The sequence below is a fragment of the Arcticibacterium sp. GJ41-1 genome (assembly GCF_055808875.1).
Window position 1 is genome coordinate 4875781 of record NZ_CM147888.1, and the last position, 21446, is coordinate 4897226.

16 protein-coding genes are annotated in these 21446 nt (G+C 37.6%); 8 read left to right on the plus strand and 8 right to left on the minus strand.

Annotated elements, in window-relative coordinates; all coding sequences use genetic code 11:
• Nucleotide 1: 1 nt before the first annotated feature.
• Nucleotides 2-1189, minus strand: coding sequence for an Nramp family divalent metal transporter (locus AC0L6O_RS20185; protein ID WP_473304951.1), 1188 nt, complete (start codon nucleotides 1187-1189; stop codon nucleotides 2-4).
• 114 nt (nucleotides 1190-1303) lie between these two features.
• Between AC0L6O_RS20185 and AC0L6O_RS20190 the strand changes: the two genes are divergently transcribed.
• Nucleotides 1304-2734 (plus strand): 2-hydroxyacid dehydrogenase, encoded by a 1431-nt coding sequence (locus AC0L6O_RS20190; protein WP_473304952.1) that lies wholly within the window; start codon nucleotides 1304-1306, stop codon nucleotides 2732-2734.
• On the opposite strand, the gene AC0L6O_RS20195 is transcribed toward AC0L6O_RS20190, so the two are convergent.
• Nucleotides 2731-3858, minus strand: a complete 1128-nt coding sequence (locus tag AC0L6O_RS20195; RefSeq protein WP_473304953.1) for an ATP-binding protein — start codon at nucleotides 3856-3858, stop codon at nucleotides 2731-2733. The two genes, AC0L6O_RS20190 and AC0L6O_RS20195, sit on opposite strands and share 4 nt — an antisense overlap.
• A 378-nt stretch (nucleotides 3859-4236) precedes the next feature.
• Between AC0L6O_RS20195 and AC0L6O_RS20200 the strand changes: the two genes are divergently transcribed.
• The 5 genes from AC0L6O_RS20200 to AC0L6O_RS20220 all read left to right on the plus strand — a co-directional run bounded on the left by AC0L6O_RS20200 (nucleotide 4237) and on the right by AC0L6O_RS20220 (nucleotide 11572).
• Entirely contained in the window at nucleotides 4237-6618 is a 2382-nt protein-coding gene (locus tag AC0L6O_RS20200; protein ID WP_473304955.1) for a TonB-dependent receptor, read from the plus strand.
• Nucleotides 6619-6683: 65 nt separating this feature from the next.
• Nucleotides 6684-7451 (plus strand): sulfite exporter TauE/SafE family protein, encoded by a 768-nt coding sequence (locus AC0L6O_RS20205; protein WP_473304956.1) that lies wholly within the window; start codon nucleotides 6684-6686, stop codon nucleotides 7449-7451.
• 179 nt (nucleotides 7452-7630) lie between these two features.
• On the plus strand, nucleotides 7631-9247 hold the full coding sequence (locus tag AC0L6O_RS20210) for a sodium:solute symporter (RefSeq protein ID WP_473304958.1): 1617 nt from the start codon (nucleotides 7631-7633) through the stop codon (nucleotides 9245-9247).
• Between the two features lie 125 nt (nucleotides 9248-9372).
• On the plus strand, nucleotides 9373-10518 hold the full coding sequence (locus tag AC0L6O_RS20215) for an aldose epimerase family protein (protein ID WP_473304959.1): 1146 nt from the start codon (nucleotides 9373-9375) through the stop codon (nucleotides 10516-10518).
• A 283-nt stretch (nucleotides 10519-10801) separates the two neighbouring features.
• On the plus strand, nucleotides 10802-11572 hold the full coding sequence (locus AC0L6O_RS20220; protein WP_473304960.1) for a glycerophosphodiester phosphodiesterase: 771 nt from the start codon (nucleotides 10802-10804) through the stop codon (nucleotides 11570-11572).
• Here AC0L6O_RS20220 and AC0L6O_RS20225 read toward each other — a convergent pair.
• A complete protein-coding gene (locus AC0L6O_RS20225) occupies nucleotides 11569-11862 on the minus strand; it encodes a Dabb family protein (RefSeq protein WP_473304961.1) in 294 nt (97 codons plus the stop codon). The two genes, AC0L6O_RS20220 and AC0L6O_RS20225, sit on opposite strands and share 4 nt — an antisense overlap.
• A 193-nt stretch (nucleotides 11863-12055) precedes the next feature.
• Here AC0L6O_RS20225 and AC0L6O_RS20230 point away from each other — a divergent pair, with 193 nt between their 5' ends.
• Together AC0L6O_RS20230 and AC0L6O_RS20235 are read left to right on the plus strand one after the other, a co-directional pair.
• Nucleotides 12056-12622 (plus strand): superoxide dismutase family protein, encoded by a 567-nt coding sequence (locus AC0L6O_RS20230; protein ID WP_473304963.1) that lies wholly within the window; start codon nucleotides 12056-12058, stop codon nucleotides 12620-12622.
• A 226-nt stretch (nucleotides 12623-12848) separates the two neighbouring features.
• Nucleotides 12849-13718 (plus strand): sugar phosphate isomerase/epimerase family protein, encoded by an 870-nt coding sequence (locus AC0L6O_RS20235; RefSeq protein ID WP_473304965.1) that lies wholly within the window; start codon nucleotides 12849-12851, stop codon nucleotides 13716-13718.
• Between the two features lie 63 nt (nucleotides 13719-13781).
• Here the strand turns inward: AC0L6O_RS20235 and AC0L6O_RS20240 are convergent, their stop codons facing one another.
• From AC0L6O_RS20240 to AC0L6O_RS20260, 5 genes are all read right to left on the minus strand, one after another.
• Nucleotides 13782-14684 (minus strand): EamA family transporter, encoded by a 903-nt coding sequence (locus AC0L6O_RS20240; protein ID WP_473304967.1) that lies wholly within the window; start codon nucleotides 14682-14684, stop codon nucleotides 13782-13784.
• A gap of 104 nt (nucleotides 14685-14788) precedes the next feature.
• Complete coding sequence (locus AC0L6O_RS20245; RefSeq protein WP_473304969.1) at nucleotides 14789-16399, minus strand: glycoside hydrolase family 43 protein; 1611 nt, start codon at nucleotides 16397-16399, stop codon at nucleotides 14789-14791.
• Nucleotides 16396-17868, minus strand: a complete 1473-nt coding sequence (locus tag AC0L6O_RS20250) for a pectate lyase family protein (protein ID WP_473304971.1) — start codon at nucleotides 17866-17868, stop codon at nucleotides 16396-16398. Before AC0L6O_RS20250 ends, AC0L6O_RS20245 begins: the two co-directional genes overlap by 4 nt.
• A gap of 69 nt (nucleotides 17869-17937) precedes the next feature.
• A complete protein-coding gene (locus AC0L6O_RS20255; protein ID WP_473304973.1) occupies nucleotides 17938-19599 on the minus strand; it encodes a DUF4957 domain-containing protein in 1662 nt (553 codons plus the stop codon).
• Between the two features lie 22 nt (nucleotides 19600-19621).
• A complete protein-coding gene (locus AC0L6O_RS20260) occupies nucleotides 19622-21433 on the minus strand; it encodes a RagB/SusD family nutrient uptake outer membrane protein (RefSeq protein ID WP_473304974.1) in 1812 nt (603 codons plus the stop codon).
• Nucleotides 21434-21446: the final 13 nt, after the last annotated feature.

The window sequence follows — 21446 nt, forward strand, 5'->3', positions numbered from 1 at the left end:
ATTAATGGAATGCTTGCCAAATCAAAAGACTCGCAAAAACAAGGACACTTAGTGCAAGGATAAATTTTGAGAATAAATCGTTTGACATTTTACCTTTTCCGCTTGCAAGCAAAAGTAAAGTTACACTAATTCCTACCACAAAAACCGAAGAAATTAGCGTGTAATTAATTACATTCTTAATGGTGTTCTGAAGAAAAGTCAAGACTAAAGGAGCTATGCTAATAAACAACAAGAAAGCTCGATACTGCTTTGACTCAGCTACAGGAGCATTGCTCATACTTTCACTTTTAACAATACCTTGATAGAAGTCCTGAAACAAATAAGGCACACCGCTCCAAACCGTAATTACCGACGAAAAGGCTACGCCCCAAAAACAAATTTTGAAAAGCAACTTCACAAAACCACCCAAAACATCTCCAATAACTTCTCCAAGCGAGAAAATCAATTTAGAACCAGTAAGCTCCCCAGTATTCATATCAAGTCTACTCGCTATTACCATCAGAGCAAATATGAATAAGGCTGTTATGAAATAAGAAAAACGCAAATCAAACTTAACCTCAGGCATCAAATTTTCCTTATTCCAGTTTTTTTCTTGTAACCAATATGTATAACTGAGCATGGTAACACTTCCACCCACACCGCCTATGATGCTCATAATTAAAGTAGGTGTGTCATAAGCCGCACTCACCATTTCAGAAGATGTCTCTGTTTTGAAAAGTAAAACCAATGCCGTCGGTATCAAAATCACAAAAAGCAGTAAAATCAGAACTTTAGTGAGGTTTTCAATCGACTGATATTTGCCAAAGTAAATCATCAAAAATGCCAGCAAAGAATGAACAACCGCCCAAGTTTCTTTTGACCAAAATGGAAGTAATGAATTAGCTGCCAAGCCACTTGCAGAAAGTAAAGCAGCACCTACCATAAAAGACCAAACAAGAAAAAACAAAATGAAAATTAACCTAAGCCAAAATGGAATTTTGGTATTCCAAAACTGTATAATAGACTTACCAGTTTCAATCTGAAATTTGGCTATACCTACCGTAATAATATATTTCAAAACTGTGGCCAATAAAACGGCAGCCACAAAAATCCATTGAAAATCAAGACCAATCTGAATACCAATTATCATGTCCCCCGCTCCTATTCCAGCAGCGGCCACTAACAAACCAGGACCTAACTTTTTCAGCATAGTATCATTTTAAGTACCCCAAACTTTAAAAGTATAAAATATCATTGCATTGTTCGTTTTAAATTTTTCGTTATTGAATCAAAGCCTTTTACATTTACACAAAAGCCCTGCAAAATGAAAAAAGAACTATCCAAACTAAAAATTCTAGTCACTCGCGACATACCAGAACTTGGTTTGAATTTACTCCGTCAAAAAGGATGTGAGCTGAATGTTCAAACTTCTGACAATCCATTTTCAGAAGAGGAGTTTAAAATAGCTTCGCAATGGGCCGATGTGGTTTTGTCGAGCAGTAAGGAAAAAATAACGGAGAATTATTTAAACGCTAATCCACAATTACTCATGCTTTCGCAATACTCTGCAGGATATGACAATGTGGATGTGGAAGCTTGTAATAAAAGAAAACTACCTATAGGGCATACACCTCAAGCCATGAACAGAGCGACATCTGACATAGCTTTTGGCTTAATGGTGGCTACCGCCAGAAATTTCTTCTTCATGCATAAAAAACTAGAAAGAGGAGAGATTTCAGGATTTAAACCTAGAGCTAACTTAGGCCAAGAGATGTACGGTAAAACTTTAGGCATTTTTGGACTTGGAGCCATTGGTTTCGAAATGGCAAGAAAGTGTAAAATGGCTTACGACATGAACATCATTTACTGCAATAGGTCTCAAAATGAAAAAGCAAACGCTGAGCTTGACGCTACTTTGGTAAGTTTTGATGATTTATTGGCCTCTTCTGATGTTATCTCTGTTCATAGTAACCTCTCTGAACAAACGCATCAAATTTTCAATGCAGAGGCTTTCTCTAAAATGAAATCGTCATGTATTTTCATAAATACTTCAAGAGGAAAAGTACATGACGAAAAAGCCTTAATAGAAGCTCTTCAAAACGGTGAAATTTGGGGTGCTGGTTTAGACGTATCTGACCCAGAACCTATGAAAACCGACAACCCTCTTTTAAATATGTCAAATGTGTGCGTGCTACCTCACATTGGCTCTGCCACGGTGGAAGCTAGAGATGAAATGGCCAGACTCTCGGCCGAAAACATTATTCAATACTTTGAAAAGGGAAAGATGATTCATTGTGTAAATCCGGAGGTTCAAATAAAAGAAAAAGTTTATCAACCAAAGAAAGAACTTCAAGACTTATTAATTTCAAATGGATTCTTTGTTGTTTCTAGTGAAAATGAAATTGAAAAAGGAAAAATTTGGTTGAAACTATCAAAGCATCAACAAAAAACAATATTTCTAGATTCATATCAGATTAATGTATTTAAATCGCACGTAATGGAAGATTCTAAATCGGAGGTTGGCGAATCTGAGTTAAGGTGTCTTCTCTTGTTTTTCAAACTAAAGTCCCATGATTTTAAAGAAATTTGTCCTAGTGGAAGGTTCAATTTTGATAAAGCGAAAAAACGAATTTTGGATATTGAAAACGAACTCAGAGAACTTAAAAGAATGAACCATTTAAAACCTCGCCAAAATAAGTTGCAAAGAATTTTAGACAATTATTCAAGCATCCTAAAGACAAGAAAATTAGCCTAATCCATTAAAAACTCCTCGTAATTTGCCTTTGATATAACTTTAACTTCTGTGTCTGGATAAGCATTTAAGAATGTTTTAGATATTTTCGCCTTAGCGTTTTCATTCCACTTAAACTCAAAAGCACTTAATAAATCTCCCTTCTCTTCAAGAAAATCTAACTCTTGCTGTTGAGTAGTTCTCCAGAAAAAGGTATTTACTCTTTTCCCCAAATACGAATTCTTTTTCATCCTTTCGGAGATTAAATAATTCTCCCACAAAGCCCCTACATCAGTTCTTTTGTGAATAGGCGTATAATTATTCAGAATGGCATTTCGTATTCCGCAATCATAAAAATATATCTTCTTACTTTTCTTGAGTTCATTCCTAACATTTCTACTGTATGATGGCATGGTAAAAAGCACAAAAGTTTGCTCAAACAAGTTGATATACTTTTCTACTGTTTCTTTATCTGCCCCTACTAGCTGTGCCAACTCATTGTAAGAAACTTCGCTCCCAATTTGCAATGCCAATGCCTTTAGAATCTTTTCTAAAAGCTTTGGTTTTTTTATATAGTCGAGCATTAAAAGGTCTTTATATAAGTAACTATCGGCTATTAGGCTTAATAAGTTTTCAGAGTCAGATGGGTTTGTCACCACTTCAGGATATGAACCATAGATTAACCTCTGTTCTAGCTCTCTTTTCTCTTCTAGTAAGCCATGATGATTTACCATTTCTTGAAAAGACAATGGAAAAAGTTGAAACTCAAACTTCCTTCCCGTCAATGGTTCGTTCATATGATTCGCCATTTCAAAGGAAGAAGAACCCGTAGCTATCACTTGAATATCTTTAAGTTTATCGGTTATAAGCTTTAAGGTTAAACCAATATTTGGGATTCTTTGGGCTTCATCAATAAATACTATATGATTCTCTCCTATATAATTCCTTAGCTGTGTTGAAGTGATATTTGAAAGTAAAGTTCTAATATCCGGCTCGTCACCATCAAGGTGCAATACCGACTCCGGTCTTTCATTGATAAGATAGGCCAACAGTGTAGTTTTACCCACTTGCCGTGCCCCAAAAAGTAAAATTGCTTTACCTTTAAAGAGTTTATTATCAATATTTTTGATGTTCAACCTATCAATCATATTTCAAAACTATAATAATTTTCGATTACAATCGCCAAAAATCATAATAATTTTCGATTACAATCGCCAAAAAAACATAATAATTTTCGATTTGAAATTATAAGCCTACTGAAAAAGCTACTTATTAGGCTCCTTTATCATCCAAAAGTCACTTCAGGACTTGTTTCGTAGAAGTGATAGAAACGTTGACAAATATCCTTTTAGAAGAGAATTAAGGACATACTTAAGCAATAAATCTCTTTAAATTTGCGACTTGTCGATATTCATTGATTCATTTTGATGCCTTTTGGCTTTCATTAAGAATTAAGAGGATAATTTTACCTAATTAGAAGAATTATAGATTCAACCCTAGAACCAAGACTGGTTCACCCTATTCAAATGCATAAAAAGTATACCCTATTTAAAACCGTTCTACTCCTACTTATCTCTTCTTTTGGTTTTGCCCAGCAAGGAAAAATTACCGGAAAAATAACTGACGCTGAAACTAGCACGGCATTAGGCTTTTCTAGTGTAAGAGTTTTCTCTGCCAAAGACAGCAGCCTTATTGATGGTAATATCTCTAACGAAGAAGGAAAATTCACTTTTAATCTTCCCTTCGGTCAATACTACGTCAATGTAGAATTTATGGGTTATGAAAACTTAAATACTCCATCAATCGCAGTAAACGCTGCTAATAAAAGTATTGACCTAGGTACTTTAGAATTAGTTTCTTCTACCAACAGTTTGGACGAAGTCACGGTAAGAGCAGAGAAGAGTAGCATGGAGCTTTCTTTAGACAAAAGGGTTTTCAATGTTGGAAAAGATTTAGCCAATGCTGGCGGTTCGGCTGCTGAGGTTTTGATAAATATACCTTCTGTAAATGTAGCCGTAGATGGTACCGTAAGCCTAAGAGGAAGCTCAAATGTCAGAATTTTGATTGACGGAAGACCTTCCGGATTAGTAACTTTTAAAGGCGGAGCTGGTTTACAACAATTGCAAGCCAGCATGGTGGAGCGAGTAGAAATAATCACAAACCCATCTGCCAGATATGAAGCCGAAGGAATGGCGGGTATCATAAACATCATTCTTAAAAAAGATAGAAAGCAGGGTTTCAATGGTTCTTTTGAACTCAGTACTGGGCTTCCTACTAGATACGGCGTGGCAGCTAATCTAAATTACAGAAAAGACAAACTGAATTTCTTTGTTAACTATGGTCTTTCTTATAACGTTTCTCCATACATCTCTGAGCTTTATCAAGAAGTGGAAGATGGCGACCAAACTAGAATTTTGCAGCAAGACGGGGAAGGCGAGGTAACAGGTTTTAACACCAATGTAAGAGCAGGTTTAGATTACTTCTTTAGTGAGAAAAGTATATTAACCGCATCTTATCTTTTAAGTAGAGCAAATGGTCAGCGATATACAGAGAACGCATACCAAGATTTTATTAACTCGGTAAATAACCCAATAGCCAATAGTTTAAGAATTCAAGAGGAAGATGAGATTGAGCCGATAGGCGAAACAGTGGTAAGCTATAAAAGGCTTTTTGAGAAAAAAGGTCATGAATTAACTGCTTCATTTAGATTTTTAGACCATTCAGAAACGTCTGACCAGTTATTTACCCAAACAGGAAGTTTGGCCAATAGCCAGGTTGACCCTGCAAATACTTTTGTTCAAAAATCGCTCAATGACGAGTTTGAAAAGCAATTCCTTTATCAACTCGATTATATTCAACCAATCAGCTCGGAAGGAAAATTTGAGTTTGGGGCAAGAAGTAATTTCCGTAAAATGGTGAATGACTATTTTGTAAACACGGTAAGTGGCTCCTCTGAAAACGCCTCTATTCCAGAATTAGACAACCTTTTTAGGTACAATGAGCAAATTCATGCCGCCTACGCTATTATTGGCAACAAACAGAATAAGATTTCTTACCAAGCTGGTTTACGTTCGGAGTGGACAAACATTGCAACTATTTTAGAGAAAACAAACGAAAGAAACCCGCGTAAATACGTCAATCTATTCCCTAGTGCTCACCTTACTTATGATTTGCCAAAAGACCACGCCATTCAGTTAAGCTATAGTCGTCGTATCAGAAGGCCTCAGTATAATGACCTAAGTCCATTTTATACCGTTTCTGACAGTAGAAACTTCTTTAGTGGAAATCCAGACCTTAACCCAGAATACTCTGACGTGTTTGAATTAGGTCATGTCAAATACTTTGACAAAGGTTCTTTCACCTCTTCTATTTACTTACGTCAAACAGACGATGTTATTGAGAGAATTAGAACGGTTGATTCTGATGGTTTAGCCACTACTTTTCCTGAGAACTTAAATTCTGCTCAGGCTTATGGTATTGAGTTTACCTCCACATTTGAACCTACCAAATGGTGGAAATTAGACCTTAACCTAAATGCATTTCATGGCGAAACAGACGGAACTAATATTAATGAGACTTATTTGACCGAAACTAACTCATGGTTTGCCCGTCAAACGTCAAGGTTTACACTCTCAAACGACATTAAAATGCAGTTTAGAGCAAATTACAATGCTCCGCAAAGAGGTGCTCAAGATTTAAGGAAGGCCATCTACTTCTTTGACTTCTCCGCTAGTAAAGGACTATTTGACAACAAAGGAACATTAAGCCTTAGTATTTTAGATATACTAAATTCTAGAGTAAACCGCTTCGAGGGTTTTGGACCAAACTTCACAACTGTAGGGAAATCACAACGTACCAGACGCTCAGCAGTATTGACATTTAACTACCGTCTAAACCAAGCCGACTGATTTGATTGACAGATTCTCAAAAAGTTAAACCAGCATGTTTACATTTGTCTAAAACTACTATTTAAATGGACATAGATTTATCGCTGGTTGATTTTCTGTTATTTGCTTTTGCTGGATTATTTACCGGTGTTATAAATACATTGGCCGGAAGTGGCTCCTTAATCACCCTGCCTATATTTATTTTCATGTGCGGATTACCACCCTCTGTGGCTAATGCTACCAACAGAATAGGCGTTTTTATGCAATCTGGCGTAGCATCTCTTAGGTATAATAAAACGTTTCCTGGTTTATATAAAGGTGTAGAGTGGCTTGCCATTCCTGCTGTAATTGGGTCAATCATTGGTTCTAAAATAGCTGTAGACTTAGACGAAAAAACCATGAACTATAGCATAGGTGTCTTAATGATAGTTATGCTCATAGTTTTACTGTTCAAACCTCAGAAATGGCTTCAAGAAACTTTAGATAGCGGAGAAAAGAAAAAGCATTGGACCTCTTTACTTGCCTTTTTCTTCATCGGTATTTATGGCGGTTTTCTTCAAGCAGGTGTCGGTGTTTTTCTTCTTGCAGGCATGGTGCTAGTTTCTAAATACAGCCTTAAGCAAGCCAATGGAATCAAGCTTTTAATAACATTCATATTTACCGTTCCTGCTTTAGCTCTATTCATTTATTACGGCAAGGTTCATTTTGGTTATGGAATCCTGATGGGCATCTTTCAGTCTATTGGAGCGTGGCTCGGTGTAAAGTTCATAGCCAAAATCCCAAATGCCAATGTGTGGATATACCGACTACTCATAGTGGTGGTTGCTATTTCTGCATCCAAATTCTTCCTTTAAAGTTTTGAACTTCTATTGACATAAAAGGAAACTTAAACGTTTTCGGTTATCTGCTAAAATTATATTTGTAAGTTTATACTGAGTTAAATCATATTTTTTCTTCGAAAAATTAGTGCAAAACAAATAGAATATTTATAATTGTCAATCTTACACTTATTTAATCTAAACCTTAAAACTATATGAATACTTTAGTAACCCTTGACTGGGTAGTTATAGCGGCGTATTTCGCCTTACTACTAGCTGTTGCCTGGTGGGTGGTCTCTAAAAAAGCCGAAAACAGTGAAGACTATTTTCTGGCTGGAAGAAACATGGGCTGGTTTGTGGTAGGTGCGTCTATCTTCGCATCAAACATTGGCTCCGAACACGTGGTAGGTCTGGCTGGCTCTGGAGCTGCAGACAAATTTCCCTTATTAATTTATGAGCTACACGCTTGGGTAGTGGTTCTTTTAGGATGGTTATTTTTACCATTTTATGTAAGAAGCAATGTCTTCACCATGCCAGAGTTTCTTGAAAAAAGATTTGGCTCTGAAGCCAGGTGGTTCTTGTCTCTTTTCAGTTTAGCTGCATATGTATTGACAAAAGTATCTGTAACGCTTTACGCTGGGGGAATTGTAATCTCTACGCTTTTAGGTGTAACATTTATGCAGGGTGCATTGGCCACTGTTATTTTAACGGGTATTTACACCGTATTAGGTGGAATGAGAGCTGTGGTTTACACAGAAACTCTTCAGGCCATCATATTAGTGGTAGGTGCTGCTATGTTAACATTCTTAGGTTTAGATGCAGCCGGTGGCTGGAATAGCGTAGTAGATACGGTAGGCCCTGAATACATGAACATGTGGCGTTCTATGGACGACAAAGACTATCCATGGCACTGGTTGGTGCTTTCTTCCTCCATTGTTGGTATTTGGTATTGGTGTACTGACCAAGTAATTGTGCAGCGTGTGCTTACCGCCAAAAACATTAAAGAAGGAAGACGTGGAAGTATTTTTGGAGCATTCTTAAAATTGATGCCAGTTTTCTTATTCTTAATTCCTGGGGTAATTGCTCTTGTATTAAAAATGAGAGGTGAGCTAGAATGGGCTACGCCAGATAGAGCTTTCCCCGCTTTAATGATGCACGTTTTACCTGCAGGTTTGAGAGGTTTAGTGGCAGCCGGTCTTATGGCAGCATTGATGTCTTCTTTGGCATCGGTATTTAACAGTTGCTCTACCTTATTTACCATTGATATTTACAAAAAACTAAAACCTGATGCTTCTGAGAAGAAAATGGTTCAAGTAGGTAGAATAGCCACTGGTGTGGTGGTTTTACTTGGTATTCTTTGGGTTCCTATTATTGAAAGATTAGCAGGAGGTACACTTTATGAGTATCTACAAAATGTGCAGTCTTATATAGCTCCGCCTATTACTGCTGTATTCTTATTAGGAATTTTCTCTAGTAGAATTAACAACAAAGGTGCATTAGCTACCCTTTTCTCAGGTATTATTATTGCAGCTATCCGTCTTACATTAGAGGTTACTAAAGACTCTATGACAGAAGGAAGCATGATTTATAATTTTGCCGACATGAACTTCTTAAAGTTCTCTTCTTTCTTCTTCTTATACTGTGTGGCCATAGCCGTTATAGTATCTATGTTTACAAAGGAGCAAGACAAAAAAGACATTGCTGGACTTACGCTTAGTACCGTTAGTGATGAAGACAAAGCCAAAAACAAAGCAAGTTTCAACTGGATTGATATTGGAGCCAGTTTATTCGTAATTTCTATCGTCATCTGGGTAATGATTTATTTCAGCTAGGCTTTTAGAAAAATTATCAAAACCCTCTTCTTAATCTTATTAGGAAGAGGGTTTTTTATGTTAAATTTAGACTTGAGTAATACCTTCGGTCAATTACTTTAACAACCCTCATTAAAATTTCAATCATGAAACAACTCACTCTTTTCTTTTTAACAATACTTATGACAACATCCTGTAATTCAAACTCGGAAGAATCATCAAACGAAAGCAAACTCGCTAGCATTTCTGAAGCTGTTTATGGAAAATTAGCCGATGGCAGAGAAGCCAGCATATTCACCCTAAAAAATGCCAAAGGCATGGAAGTCACCATTACTAACTATGGTGGTAAAATCATTACTTGGACCGCTCCGGATAGAGATGGTAATTATGAAAATGTGAATTTAGGCATGACCAAACTGGAAGATTATTTTGACGGTGCTTCTTTCTTTGGTACGCTAGTAGGCCGTTTTGGAAACAGAATTGGCAACGCCAAATTTTCATTAGATGGTGAAGAATTTCAATTGGTAGCTAATAACGGGGTCAATAACCTCCACAGTGGTGGTTTTGGTGTTGACAAAAATCTTTGGGATGCTGAAATAGTAGACAGCGAAAACCCAACCTTAAAACTGACAACAGTTTCTCCAGACGGAGCCGGCGGATTTCCTGGAAACTTAAGTGCTACGGTTACTTATACTTTAATGCCAGACGATGCTCTTAAAATAGACTATAAAGCCACCACAGATAAACCAACGGTGGTTAACATGACCAACCACTCTTACTTTAACCTTGGAGGTTTTGAAAGAGATGTTTTAGGACACGAGGTTACTATTCATGCAGACACGTATTTACCAGTAGACGAAGGTTTGATTCCTTTTGGAATGCCTGAGCCAGTAGCTGGAACTCCTTTTGACTTTACTACCGCACACGTAATTGGTGATAGAATTAATGACACTACCGATACACAAATAAGCCGAGGTGGCGGATATGACCACGCGTGGGTATTTACTGATAAGTCGGACGAAATGAAACTAGGTGCCTCTGTATATGAGCCTACCACGGGTAGAGTTATGGAGGTTTATACCACAGAACCTGCGGTTCAATTTTACACTGGAAACTTTTTAACAGGAAACCTGACCGGACATAAAGGAGTAAACTACAAAAAGAGATGGGGCTTCTGTTTAGAAACAGAGCACTACCCAGATGCTCCTAACAAACCAGATTACCCAAGCACTACACTAAGACCTGGCGAAACGTATGAAACGACTACCATGTATAAGTTTTCTGCGAAGTAAAAACTTCAAAAACACATTAAAAGACAAAGGAACCAGAATTGGTTTCTTTGTCCAAAGGTGTTCAACGAACTATTGTGAATATTGGTCGGAACATTGAACTGGTCAAAACAGTACAAGAATTTCCAACGTGCTTAAGTAAAATAGTGACTGGTGAAACTTGCCGTAAAGAAATTCCAGCAGACATTTCTAAAACGGAATCTTCATCCTTAACAAAACCTTCATTTTCAAAAAGCCATTTGACGCCACATTTTTATTTATTTGCACGCTCATTCAACACTAAGCCATGAAAAAAGTAATTCTCAGTACGCTCACCATCTTATCTGCTTTAGCTACACAAGCTCAAACCAAAATTATAGCCCACCGTGGTTTCTCAAGCATTGCTCCTGAAAATACCTTGGTTGCTTTTCAAAAGGCAATAGACGCAGGTGCGGAATATTTTGAGCTAGACGTACATAGAACAAAAGATGATTCACTCGTCGTGATTCATGACTATGATGTCAAAAGAACGAGCTCGAATAATAAGCAAGGTAAAATAGCCGAAATGACTTATGCAGAGATATCACAAGTTCGCGTAGGTGTTCCTAAGGAATTTGGCAAGCAATACGCCGATGTCAAAATCCCAACTTTAAGAGAAACATTGGCCATAGCCAAAGGCAAAATAAAAGTGTGTATTGAGGTCAAAGTCTATGGCATAGAAGAAGGTGTAATGAAAACAGTCAATGACCTTAAAGTAAATGATGAAGTAATTATCTTTTCTTTTTACTACCCAGTGTTGGCAAAATTCAGAAAACTAGATAGTCAAATACCGATTCTTTACCTTAAAGGAACAGCCGACGAACATATGCTAGACTACGCCAATGTATTAGACGCAACCGCCATAGGCGTAGGAACCAAAACAGAAATCACGAAAGAATACATAGCCCAAGCTCACAAACAAGGTTTGGAAGTATGGCAATGGACCGTAAATGATGAAGCTAAAATGAAAGAACTGGTAGATTTGGGCATTGATGGAATCATCACCAATTACCCAGACAAAGCCCTAAAAATTCGTTAGGCGTACGGCTCATAATCTATCTCTAAAAACTCAGCGACATCTCTTAACCAATACGTTTGGACAAAATTGGTATGCTCGGGATGATTATTATAGCCCTCATAAGCTTCCATGTTCTCAAACTCCATAGAAAGCCCAAAATCAAAATTATTCTTTTTCCCTATCTGCCTTAGGCATTCAAACTTTTGAACACCTGGCAGAGCTTCTAATTTTTGAGCGGCAGCTAAGAATTTTTGCTCTTCGGCAGAGCCTTTTGAATGTTTTAGTTTTAAAACTACGGTATGGCGTATCATAATATTTCGGATTGAAATTGGTTTGCTAAAATAGCAGATAATTGTCGTTTGACTCAAACATATTTCCTTTTGGCGAAGCCCAAACTCCTTCACAAATTCCACAGAAGAAGTTGAAAAGCCTCCACAGGTCTGGCTCAAAAAAGCTTGGAACAATAATTTATCTCTTTAGCCATGTAAACTAAAAGTATAAAACATGAAAAAGATAATCTTATCCATAGCTCTAATACCTTTCCTTTTTTCTTGTGATAACAGCTCATCAGATTCTGAAACAGATGATGAAGGCATCCTGATGATGGAAGAAAAAAATGCCGTAGCGGTTATTGACGCTAAAAGCGGAAGTATGACTTCAGGAACAGTGAGTTTTGAAGAAGAAGACGGTGAAGTAGAAATTAATGCTGAAATAAAAGGCTTAAGTCCAGGAAGTCATGCCATACACATTCACGAAAATGGAGACTGCAGTGCCGCTGACGGGAAAAGTGCAGGAGGACACTGGAATCCAACAAATCGTGCTCACGGAAAATGGGGAATGCCCCCCTTTCATGTAGGTGACATTGGAAACCTAGAAGTAGGAGAAGACAGCGTAGGTACACTAAGTTTAGAAACTGATAAATGGTGTATTGGCTGTGAAGATGCTAACAAGAATATTTTAGGGAAAGCGATAATAATTCATGAAGGACCTGACGACTTTTCAAGTCAACCTTCTGGAGCGGCAGGACCAAGAATTGGCTGTGGTGAAATAGTGGAAAGCAGTGTGATGTAAATTAAAAACATGAAAGAACTTAAGCTACCTCGAATTAATCTCGGGGTAGCTTTTTTATGTATAAAGCTCTTTATTTTATCATAATTCGTGGCTTTATAGAGCCTACTGAAGAGTAAACTCACTTACCGATTCATCGAAGAAAGGATACATTATGTCTAAAAAGATCTTTAGATATTCCAACATTGAGTACATTGTGGCTTTTAAAACTAACTCGAAATTTACATTGATGAAAAAGACACTTTTTACTCAAATATTGACCGTCATTCTCTTGCTCTCTATGAGTACCTCCATGATGGCTCAAGACAAATGGGGCGGCATGACCCTTTACACCGTCAGAAACGAAATGGGCAAAGACGCTAAAGCCACTTTAAAAGAAGTAGCTGAGCTTGGCTATAAGTACATTGAGGCGGTAGACTATAAGGATGGCAAATTTTACGGCATGGCTCCAAAAGAGTTTAAGCGTTACATGAAAAGCCTAGGACTAAAGCCAATAAGCGTTCACATGGGTTCTATGACTTTAGATAATGCAGATGTATTAGTTGCTGACGTTAAAGCAGCTGGTTTCAAATATTTTATTGCTCCTGTACCACCAATGGGCATGTTTAAGTTTGACCCAAAAACTAGAACACTGTCGATGGAAGATAATATAGAGAAGCTGACAAACATTTTAGACGTGATTTCGCGTAAAGCAAAAGCGGCTGGTTTAGAGTTTCTTTATCATAACCATGATTTTGAATTTAAAGAAGATGCTAACGGTGTAGTACCTATAGAGTATTTGCTTGAACACTTAGACCCTGAATTTGTAAACTTCCAAATGGACCTTTACTGGGTTACTAAAGCTGGTGCTGACCCAATAGCCTATTTTCAAAAATACCCAGGTAGATTTAAAATTTGGCATGTAAAAGATATGGATGAGCAAGGAAGATTTGCTCCAGTAGGACAAGGAACTATTGATTTCAAAAAAATCTTAGACAAGGCTGAGCTTTCAGGTATGGAATACTATATCGTGGAGCAAGACCAAGTTTTTGATGGCATGGAGCCAATGGAAGCCCTAAAATTGAGTAAGAAAGGTTTGATAAAGTTCGGATTTAATTAAACCAAAAAGATTTTAACGTTTATATATTCTAAAGCCAACTCATATTTTTTGGGTTGGCTTTTTCTATTTAAAGAACATAATTAAGGCTACGCCAATCATAATACCTACTAATGGAATTAGCTTTTTACGCTTGTTCTTTTCTTTGAAAATCAAGCCGCCTACCAAGACCGCTATTAAAATTTGACTCCTCTTAATGGCTGATAACAGCATTATCAAAGCATCCGGGTCTTGTAAAGCTTTGAAGTAGAAATAGTCGGCTGTTTGTAGTAAAATCCCCACCGCTGGTATGCTCCATCTCCATATGAAAGCTTGGCGTTTGGCTTTAAATGGAAACCAAGTGATGGATAGAATGACTAATAATATAAGAATGGTGTACCAGCAAAACCAAAACTGTAAGGTTTGTGGATTTAAGTTAAGACTCTGCACCAAATATTTATCATAAAGCCCGCTAGTGGCTCCTAAAAACGTAGCCCCAATAATGGCGTAAATCCACTTATTGTTTTTGAAGTTTATGCCTTCTTTCTTACCTATTCTAGAATAAAGAAATACCGAAAAGATAATGAGGAAAAAGCCAATCCATTGGTAAAAATTTGGGCGTTCTTGATAAATCACCAAAGCCCCTATAAAAGTAAAAAAAGGCCCTGCAGACCTAATAGGTGTAACAATGGTAATAGGCAAATGTTTTAAAGCCTCATAGGCCAAAACCCAAGAAGCCGCCATTATCATAGATTTAATAAATATAAAACCATGCGTAGACCATGGAATATCTTCTACATAAAAGCCAATCTCTTTAGTAGCTTCTGGATAAAAAATAGAGCCTATAAAAAAAGGAAGAATCAATAAAAAACCAGCGGAAACCGTACCTAAGAGTACAGGGAAAATTTCGTTTCCCTGCACTGCATGTTTTTTACATAAGTTATGTAATCCTAAGAAAAGTGCCGCTAAAAGACCTAAATACATCCACATAGCCGCGAAGATACTTGTTTACTAAATCATATAAACCGATTTCACTTTATGTTTAAGTATCCCATCTTAAAGTACAATTCTCACAGCAAATAGCTGACAGATAATTACTTACTAATTCTAAACCAGTCTGCCTCCGCATATCCAGCTTTCTCTTCTTTAGAAATAGCAAAAAGACCTACTTTAGCTCCTACCCATTTGCCTTTATTGGCTTTAAAGCTTTCACCTAACTTATTAAACTTCTTACCATCTAAACTATAGGCAAATTGACAAGTTGCCACTGGTACATTCTTAGCATTAGTAGAAGACGTCACTTGCACTTTAAAGTAGATATCACTTTGACCAACTTCTACACTACCAAGTGACTTTTCACTTTCTCCACCTTCGGCATCTATGCACTCCACCATATTCACCAGGTACTTGCCTCCTTTCTTTTCTATACTTATGTAGGCGTAATCCATTCCAAAAACTATAAGACCAGCTTTTTCACCGTCTTTAAGAGCATTTAGTTTAAGTTTTGTGCTTGCAGCAAAATCCATAGCAGGAAACTTTTGTAAGACAATACTACTGACTGGCCAAAGGTTATTATCTTCTACTTTTTGAGCGTTTAACTTCAAGCTTTTACCCGTTAAGTCATACCATTCTTTTTTGATATTTGCCTGCCATTGCCATTGAAGTCCTAGCTTAGAAGTATTAAACTCGTCAGAGGTTTGAGGTACTTTAACTTCGTTAATTACTTTGCCAATGTTTGGTTTCTTAAACTCCGCTACTGGCTCTCCTACCCCATTTCCGTCAAAATCAACACCCATCACAGGCCAGCCATCTTTCCATGACATTGGCTGAAGTAAAATCACCCTTCCGTAAGCCATCTTATCTTGGAAATGGATAAACCACTCCTCGCCTGTTTGTGTATCAAGCCATGCACCTTGGTGAGGTCCATTTATGTTGGTACTACCTTGCTCTAAAACTATTTTGTCTACATAAGGTCCGTATATGTTTTTTGACCTTAAAATAGTTTGCCAACCTGTTGACACCCCACCTGCAGGAGCAAAAATATAGTAATAGTCTTTACGCTTATAAAGCTTTGGACCTTCTATGGTCTGATGCCCTTTTTGACCATTAAAAACCAAAGTAGAGGTACCTAAAATCTCGGTACCATCTGGTGTCATTTCATTAATCAATAAAACACTTTTGATTCCAGAGCGACTATTGGCGTAAGTATGTACCAAATAGGCTTTGCCATCTTCATCCCAAAGCGGACAAGTATCTATCCAACCCACCACTTTTTTTATCAATTTAAGCGGCTCCCATTTCCCAAAAGGGTCTCTTGTTTTTGTCATAAAAACACCTCTGTCAGGGTCGCCATAATATATAAAGTACTCACCATCATGATAACGAATACTCGGAGCCCAAATAGCATCACCATGTTGTGGTTTGTCAAAAGCTTCGTCAGGATATGAAAGGGCTGCATGACCTATAATTTCCCAATTGACCAAATCTTTAGAATGTAAAATAGGTAAACCAGGGAAATGACTAAAACTAGAAGACACCATAAAATAATCGTCTTCCACACGAATTACATCAGGGTCTGAATAATCGGCATGAATGATAGGATTTTTGTACTTCCCATCTGGCAAATTCGGGTTATAAACCTCCTCCTGAGCACTTAATCTAAAAGCACTCCCTACTACTAAAATCAAAAAAAGTAATTTTTTCATATCTGTTTTTCTACTATTTCTTTTACTAATTCATTTAAATAAACCTCCACATTATCATACGCCGTAGATAGCTGACGACCTGTAGATTGGTCTTTTGAAATATCTAATCCTTTTAACTTTTTCCACTCATCTGGCATACCATCTTCAGAACTATCTAATGGACTTTCTGTTTGATTAAGTACAGGAAAACCACCGACATCTTCTTGCGAATCAATAATTCCATTTTTTGAACCATTACTTCCGGTGAAGGTAAATGTGCTATTTGCTACTTCTTCTAAAATCCGCATATCCACCGCATCTAGTTTATAAGATGCTCCGCAAACTGCTAATACTTTCTGATAAGCTTCATCAGCAGAATGTGTAGTAACATTGTCAAAGATATCATGCGGCTGTGAGATTTTGATGGTATTCAAAACCGCATCCGTTATGTCTCCATATTTAGAATGGAACTGATTTTTGACGCCATAAGTCCAGTTGTCATCTGTAGCTCTTTGGCTCCCTTCTACCTTATTTCCTGCAATGTAATATTTGCCCCAAATATCATAAACCTCCGCCTCTGGATTAACGTTTTTATCAATAGAAACTATACGTTCTTTTTTAGAATTCGGTGTTGCTGGCCCTGGTTTGTAATAGTTGTTCACCATGTTGACATTCATAGCTTCACCGCCATAACAGCCATTCGCTCCCCAATTATAGATGACATTATTTCGCATATCTACCAAGTCGGTCAAAGCAAAGGCCTCATTTGCTCTCTCCCCAAAACGTGGTGTTCGGCTTTGATGATGAGCAAAAAGGTTATGGTGAAAACTAGCTTTCCTGCCACCCCAAATACCACCATAGCCATGCGAGCCTTTTTCGTGCACTGAGTTAGTCAAACTTTCGCTAATCATGCACCACTGCAGCGTGGTATTTTCATTTTGATAAAATGTGGCGGTTTCGTCAGAAGACCAACTTATAGAACAGTGGTCTATCATAATATTTTTATGAAACCTAGCTTCCAAAGCATCCGCTTGCTGAGCCGCAGCATCACCAAGTCTAAATCGCATAAAGCGAATAATGATATTATCTGCATCTAAAACCACTGGGTAATCTTTGATACAAATACCATCGCCGGGGGCAGATTGACCAGCTATGGTTACGTCACCATTACTAACTACCAATTTTGATTTAAGAGCGATTGTACCTGAAACCTTAAAGAGTATGTACCTAGCTCCAGATTGCTGAACAGCCCATCTAAAACTTCCAGTACCTGAGTCATTAAGGTTGCTCACAAAAAGCACCTTACCTCCACGACCACCCGTGGCATCTTGACCAAAACCTTCTGCACTTGGAAAAGCGAGCACCTCATCTTGACTTTGTTCTATCTCTGATGGCTTTTCAGGTTCTATATCTAAATCTTTACTACCATAAATGGTGGTTTCTTCGCATTGCGAAAGCAAAAAGAGGCTTAATATAATTATATACTTCATAATAAATTCAAGAAAAAAAGCATGGTCAAAATGACCATACTTTTAAATTCAACCATTATTACTTTACTGTTAAAGTTTTGCTCTCCATCTAGGATCTCCTGCATCAAATCTCCCTCCGAAGCCATTATCTTGGATATTGAAATCTCCATTATATGGATCCACCCATAAATTCCCAGCTTCTCCACTATAATTAAGAGCGGGGAAACCTGCCATTTCAGTGCCCTCACGAGCTTGAAAATCTGAAGTACCCCATGTGTTTACAATGTTGAAACTGGTAGCATCAAGTCCTCCACCTATTAGCTGAACACTTAAGTCGCCAGACTCTGAGCTGTCCCAGCCATGACCCCAAATAGTGTTTGAAATTGTCAGTCCGTTTACAACATCACTTTTACCTTCTTTTCCTCTAAAACGGAAAACTCTTTGCCCTGTGGCAGCTACTTCATTAAACGTACAGCCATCTATTAAGAAACTTTGTACGCTTTGCCTCGTAGACAAGAAAGTATTGACTCTATAAAAAGTTGAGTTTTGGAAAATCACATTGTCAATCGCTGCTTTATCATCACCATCGGTATCGCAAGTAAACACGCCATAGCCACCGATATCGCGTACTATTGAGTTTGAAATAGTATAATTTTTCACAAACACATCGCTTCTAAGTCTCATTACTCCACGGAAGTCGTGAAGGATACAGTTTTCAAAACGTAGTTCATTAATGATAGTAGCGTCTCCACTGTTGTTAATATTGAAAACATAGTCTCCGCCAATATCTTCGCCCATTACTTCTATATCATCAAAAACAATATGGTCAATAACAGCACCTGCAACAACATTCCAGTTTCCTGTAGTAAACATAGCCGCCTTGTTTTCTTCAAAACCATAAGCTCCTTTGATGGTAATTGATTTGTCTAAACGCTCTGTAGGGAAATTATAAGTCACTCCTTTTTTCAAAAGAATAATCATTCCGTCACCGGCACCTTCCACCGCAGCTGCTAAAGCATCAGGGTCTTCATTATCACTTAGGTCAATCACATTACCTGCATTAGGATCTACTCCTGCCACTAAGGTTTTGTAATCTACCCATCCTCTTAACTTATCTCCACTATAAATCGCAATTTGATATCTAGAGTCTGGGTCTAAACCATCTATAATAGTTTCTCCCGCAGTTTGGTCATTAGAAGAAACATCATAAGAAGCCAAAGGTGTGGTTAACCTTAAATCTTCCGAAGAAAAGGTTTTTACACCAGTTACAGGAGCACCAGCTATAGTCCAAGTAACTTTAGCCTTGGTATCTATGACATCATTCTTTCTTGGTAGATTAAGAATAGAAGGAAAACGCTCTGTTCTTACTGCTCCTAAATCTGCCGCTCGGCTATCATATTGAGGGTCGGCTGCATGAGCTGTAGCTCTAATTTGATAAAGCGTATTGTAAAGAAGTTCTTCTCCCAATAAAATTTCATCAATTAGAAAGTAACTTGTATCAATCTCAAACTGATAATCGACCACATTAAAAGAGTCTCTACTTACCTCTAAAGTATAAGAAGTCGCTTCTTTAATGTTTCCAAGGTTCACTTCAATTTTGTTCTCAATTGCTTCTAACTGACTTCCCAAAACGGGTCTAAAGAGTCGTGTTTTTTCGTACACAATATCTTTTTCGCAGGCAGTAACAAATACCGCCATAACAGCGATAAGTGCTAACATCCAATTTGTAGTATTTTTTATAGTATTCTTCATCTTATTTCAATTAGTAGTTAGCTTAAAATTGATACCCGTCATTTGAAATAGTACCTCTACTAGCAGAAACCGCTTCCTCCGGTACAGGGAAAATGTATCTTGCCACACCAGGTTTAGGACCATTAATGTAATTTGCCCAATCTCTAGTAATCCAAGGGTCATAAGTTTCTATCTCGTCATACATGTCAATCAAAAATGGTTGCCTAATCCAGCTATCGTCTGGAGCAGCCAATATTTTCTCATCTGGATTTAAGACTACGAACTTTCCGCTCTCATCTCTTTTCCAATACATGTAATCTGGTAAGTCAGAATATTTTCCGGTTCCTGAAACAGCAGCATCAGTCATTTCTTTCAAAGTCTGAACCGTCTCTGCTACTTTTTCTGAGTAAATACCCCATCTGATAAGTTCATATTTCCTTATCATTTCGCCACCAAACTCCCATGCTCTTTCATCTACAATGGCATCAAAAAAGGCATCTTTACTTCCTGAAACACCATTTATATAAGTGTCAACTTTTGAAGCCCATTCTGCTTCTGGGAAAGCTCGCTGTCTTACTCTTGCTAAAGCCGCTTGTGCTTCAGCAGAAGGACCATTCAGTTCGTTTTCTGCCTCGGCATTCATAAGAAGAACATCCGCATAACGCATCATAGGCCAGTTAATTCCAGTGCCTTTTGCGGTACTAGAACCCGGAGCATTATCTAAAAAGTGACGACTCCATTTCCCCTGAGAAATATTAGTGGCAGAAGAAACAAATTCTTCTTCAAAAGCCGTATTGACACGATATAAAGCACATGTTACATCACGACGAACATCCTTTTTGTCAAAAGAGAAATAATAACTTGGCGGGATAGCCATATAATTACTACCTGAACCAAAAGCATGACTTGCAGTAGCACCACCTTGTACCGTGATACCAATATTCCAAGCTACATCACCATTACCTAAAGCAAATGGTACTTCAAAAAGTATCTCGCTATTAGTAGGGCTTACAAACTTGCTTTGATTCAAAAATACCTGACGATAGTCTGTTGGCAACTCTCTGTCTTTCATTGCTATCAACTTAGAAGTATAATCTTTCGCTATTTTATAATAGTCTAAGTAATCTCCTTCACGCTTCATTTCTAAATCAGGTGTTAGGTAGTAACCACCTCTTTGCAGAGCTAATCTTGCTATTAAAGCTAATGTGTACTCTCTGTTAACTTGCTCTATGCCATAAGGAGCTTCATCTCCCCACATCATATTTTCTTCTACCGCTATCATATCACTGATTACGTTAGTAAGAATTAAGTTTCTATCCTCACGAGGAAGGTAAAATTCAACACCTGCTTTTGGTGCCAATCTTACATTAGGAACATCGCCAAAATAATAAGTCAACATGCTGTACCAATAGGCTCTCAAGGTATAAGCCTCACCTAGCATATGATTCATCAACTTTACATTTTGTGGTTCATTTGAAGTTAGTGCATCACTAGCTTCAATTCCCTCAATGGCGATATTTGCATCTCTAATGGCTGTATAAGCAGCATTCCAAAACTGGCGTAAATCACCGTTAGTAGAAAGTGCATCTAAATTCCATATTTGGTAACGATCACCTGAGCTAGTCCACCCACTTTGGTGCTCTACATCAGTATTACCAGTCATGTTGTTTGATAGTCTTGATCTAAAACCATCAACACCAAACTGTACATAAATAGCATTTACCCCTCTACGGGTATCGTCTACGTTAGAAAAAACGTAGTTTGTATCAAAAGTGGATGGCGAAACCGGGTCTAAAAAGTCTTCACAAGAAAATATTGTGAGAGAAAAGGCCAATATTAATAATCTTAATTTCATTTCTGTTTTTATT

What these genes read in the sequence shown, in the direction of transcription:
- AC0L6O_RS20235 (WP_473304965.1), top strand. Translation starts at nt 12,849, where the DNA reads ATGAAAAAGACACTTTTTACTCAAATATTGACCGTCATTCTCTTGCTC.
- AC0L6O_RS20255 (WP_473304973.1), bottom strand. Translation starts at nt 19,599, where the DNA reads ATGAAGAATACTATAAAAAATACTACAAATTGGATGTTAGCACTTATC.
- AC0L6O_RS20210 (WP_473304958.1), top strand. Translation starts at nt 7,631, where the DNA reads ATGAATACTTTAGTAACCCTTGACTGGGTAGTTATAGCGGCGTATTTC.
- AC0L6O_RS20250 (WP_473304971.1), bottom strand. Translation starts at nt 17,868, where the DNA reads ATGAAGTATATAATTATATTAAGCCTCTTTTTGCTTTCGCAATGCGAA.
- AC0L6O_RS20220 (WP_473304960.1), top strand. Translation starts at nt 10,802, where the DNA reads ATGAAAAAAGTAATTCTCAGTACGCTCACCATCTTATCTGCTTTAGCT.
- AC0L6O_RS20195 (WP_473304953.1), bottom strand. Translation starts at nt 3,858, where the DNA reads ATGATTGATAGGTTGAACATCAAAAATATTGATAATAAACTCTTTAAA.
- AC0L6O_RS20205 (WP_473304956.1), top strand. Translation starts at nt 6,684, where the DNA reads ATGGACATAGATTTATCGCTGGTTGATTTTCTGTTATTTGCTTTTGCT.
- AC0L6O_RS20185 (WP_473304951.1), bottom strand. Translation starts at nt 1,189, where the DNA reads ATGCTGAAAAAGTTAGGTCCTGGTTTGTTAGTGGCCGCTGCTGGAATA.
- AC0L6O_RS20230 (WP_473304963.1), top strand. Translation starts at nt 12,056, where the DNA reads ATGAAAAAGATAATCTTATCCATAGCTCTAATACCTTTCCTTTTTTCT.
- AC0L6O_RS20190 (WP_473304952.1), top strand. Translation starts at nt 1,304, where the DNA reads ATGAAAAAAGAACTATCCAAACTAAAAATTCTAGTCACTCGCGACATA.
- AC0L6O_RS20200 (WP_473304955.1), top strand. Translation starts at nt 4,237, where the DNA reads ATGCATAAAAAGTATACCCTATTTAAAACCGTTCTACTCCTACTTATC.
- AC0L6O_RS20260 (WP_473304974.1), bottom strand. Translation starts at nt 21,433, where the DNA reads ATGAAATTAAGATTATTAATATTGGCCTTTTCTCTCACAATATTTTCT.
- AC0L6O_RS20240 (WP_473304967.1), bottom strand. Translation starts at nt 14,684, where the DNA reads ATGTGGATGTATTTAGGTCTTTTAGCGGCACTTTTCTTAGGATTACAT.
- AC0L6O_RS20245 (WP_473304969.1), bottom strand. Translation starts at nt 16,399, where the DNA reads ATGAAAAAATTACTTTTTTTGATTTTAGTAGTAGGGAGTGCTTTTAGA.
- AC0L6O_RS20225 (WP_473304961.1), bottom strand. Translation starts at nt 11,862, where the DNA reads ATGATACGCCATACCGTAGTTTTAAAACTAAAACATTCAAAAGGCTCT.
- AC0L6O_RS20215 (WP_473304959.1), top strand. Translation starts at nt 9,373, where the DNA reads ATGAAACAACTCACTCTTTTCTTTTTAACAATACTTATGACAACATCC.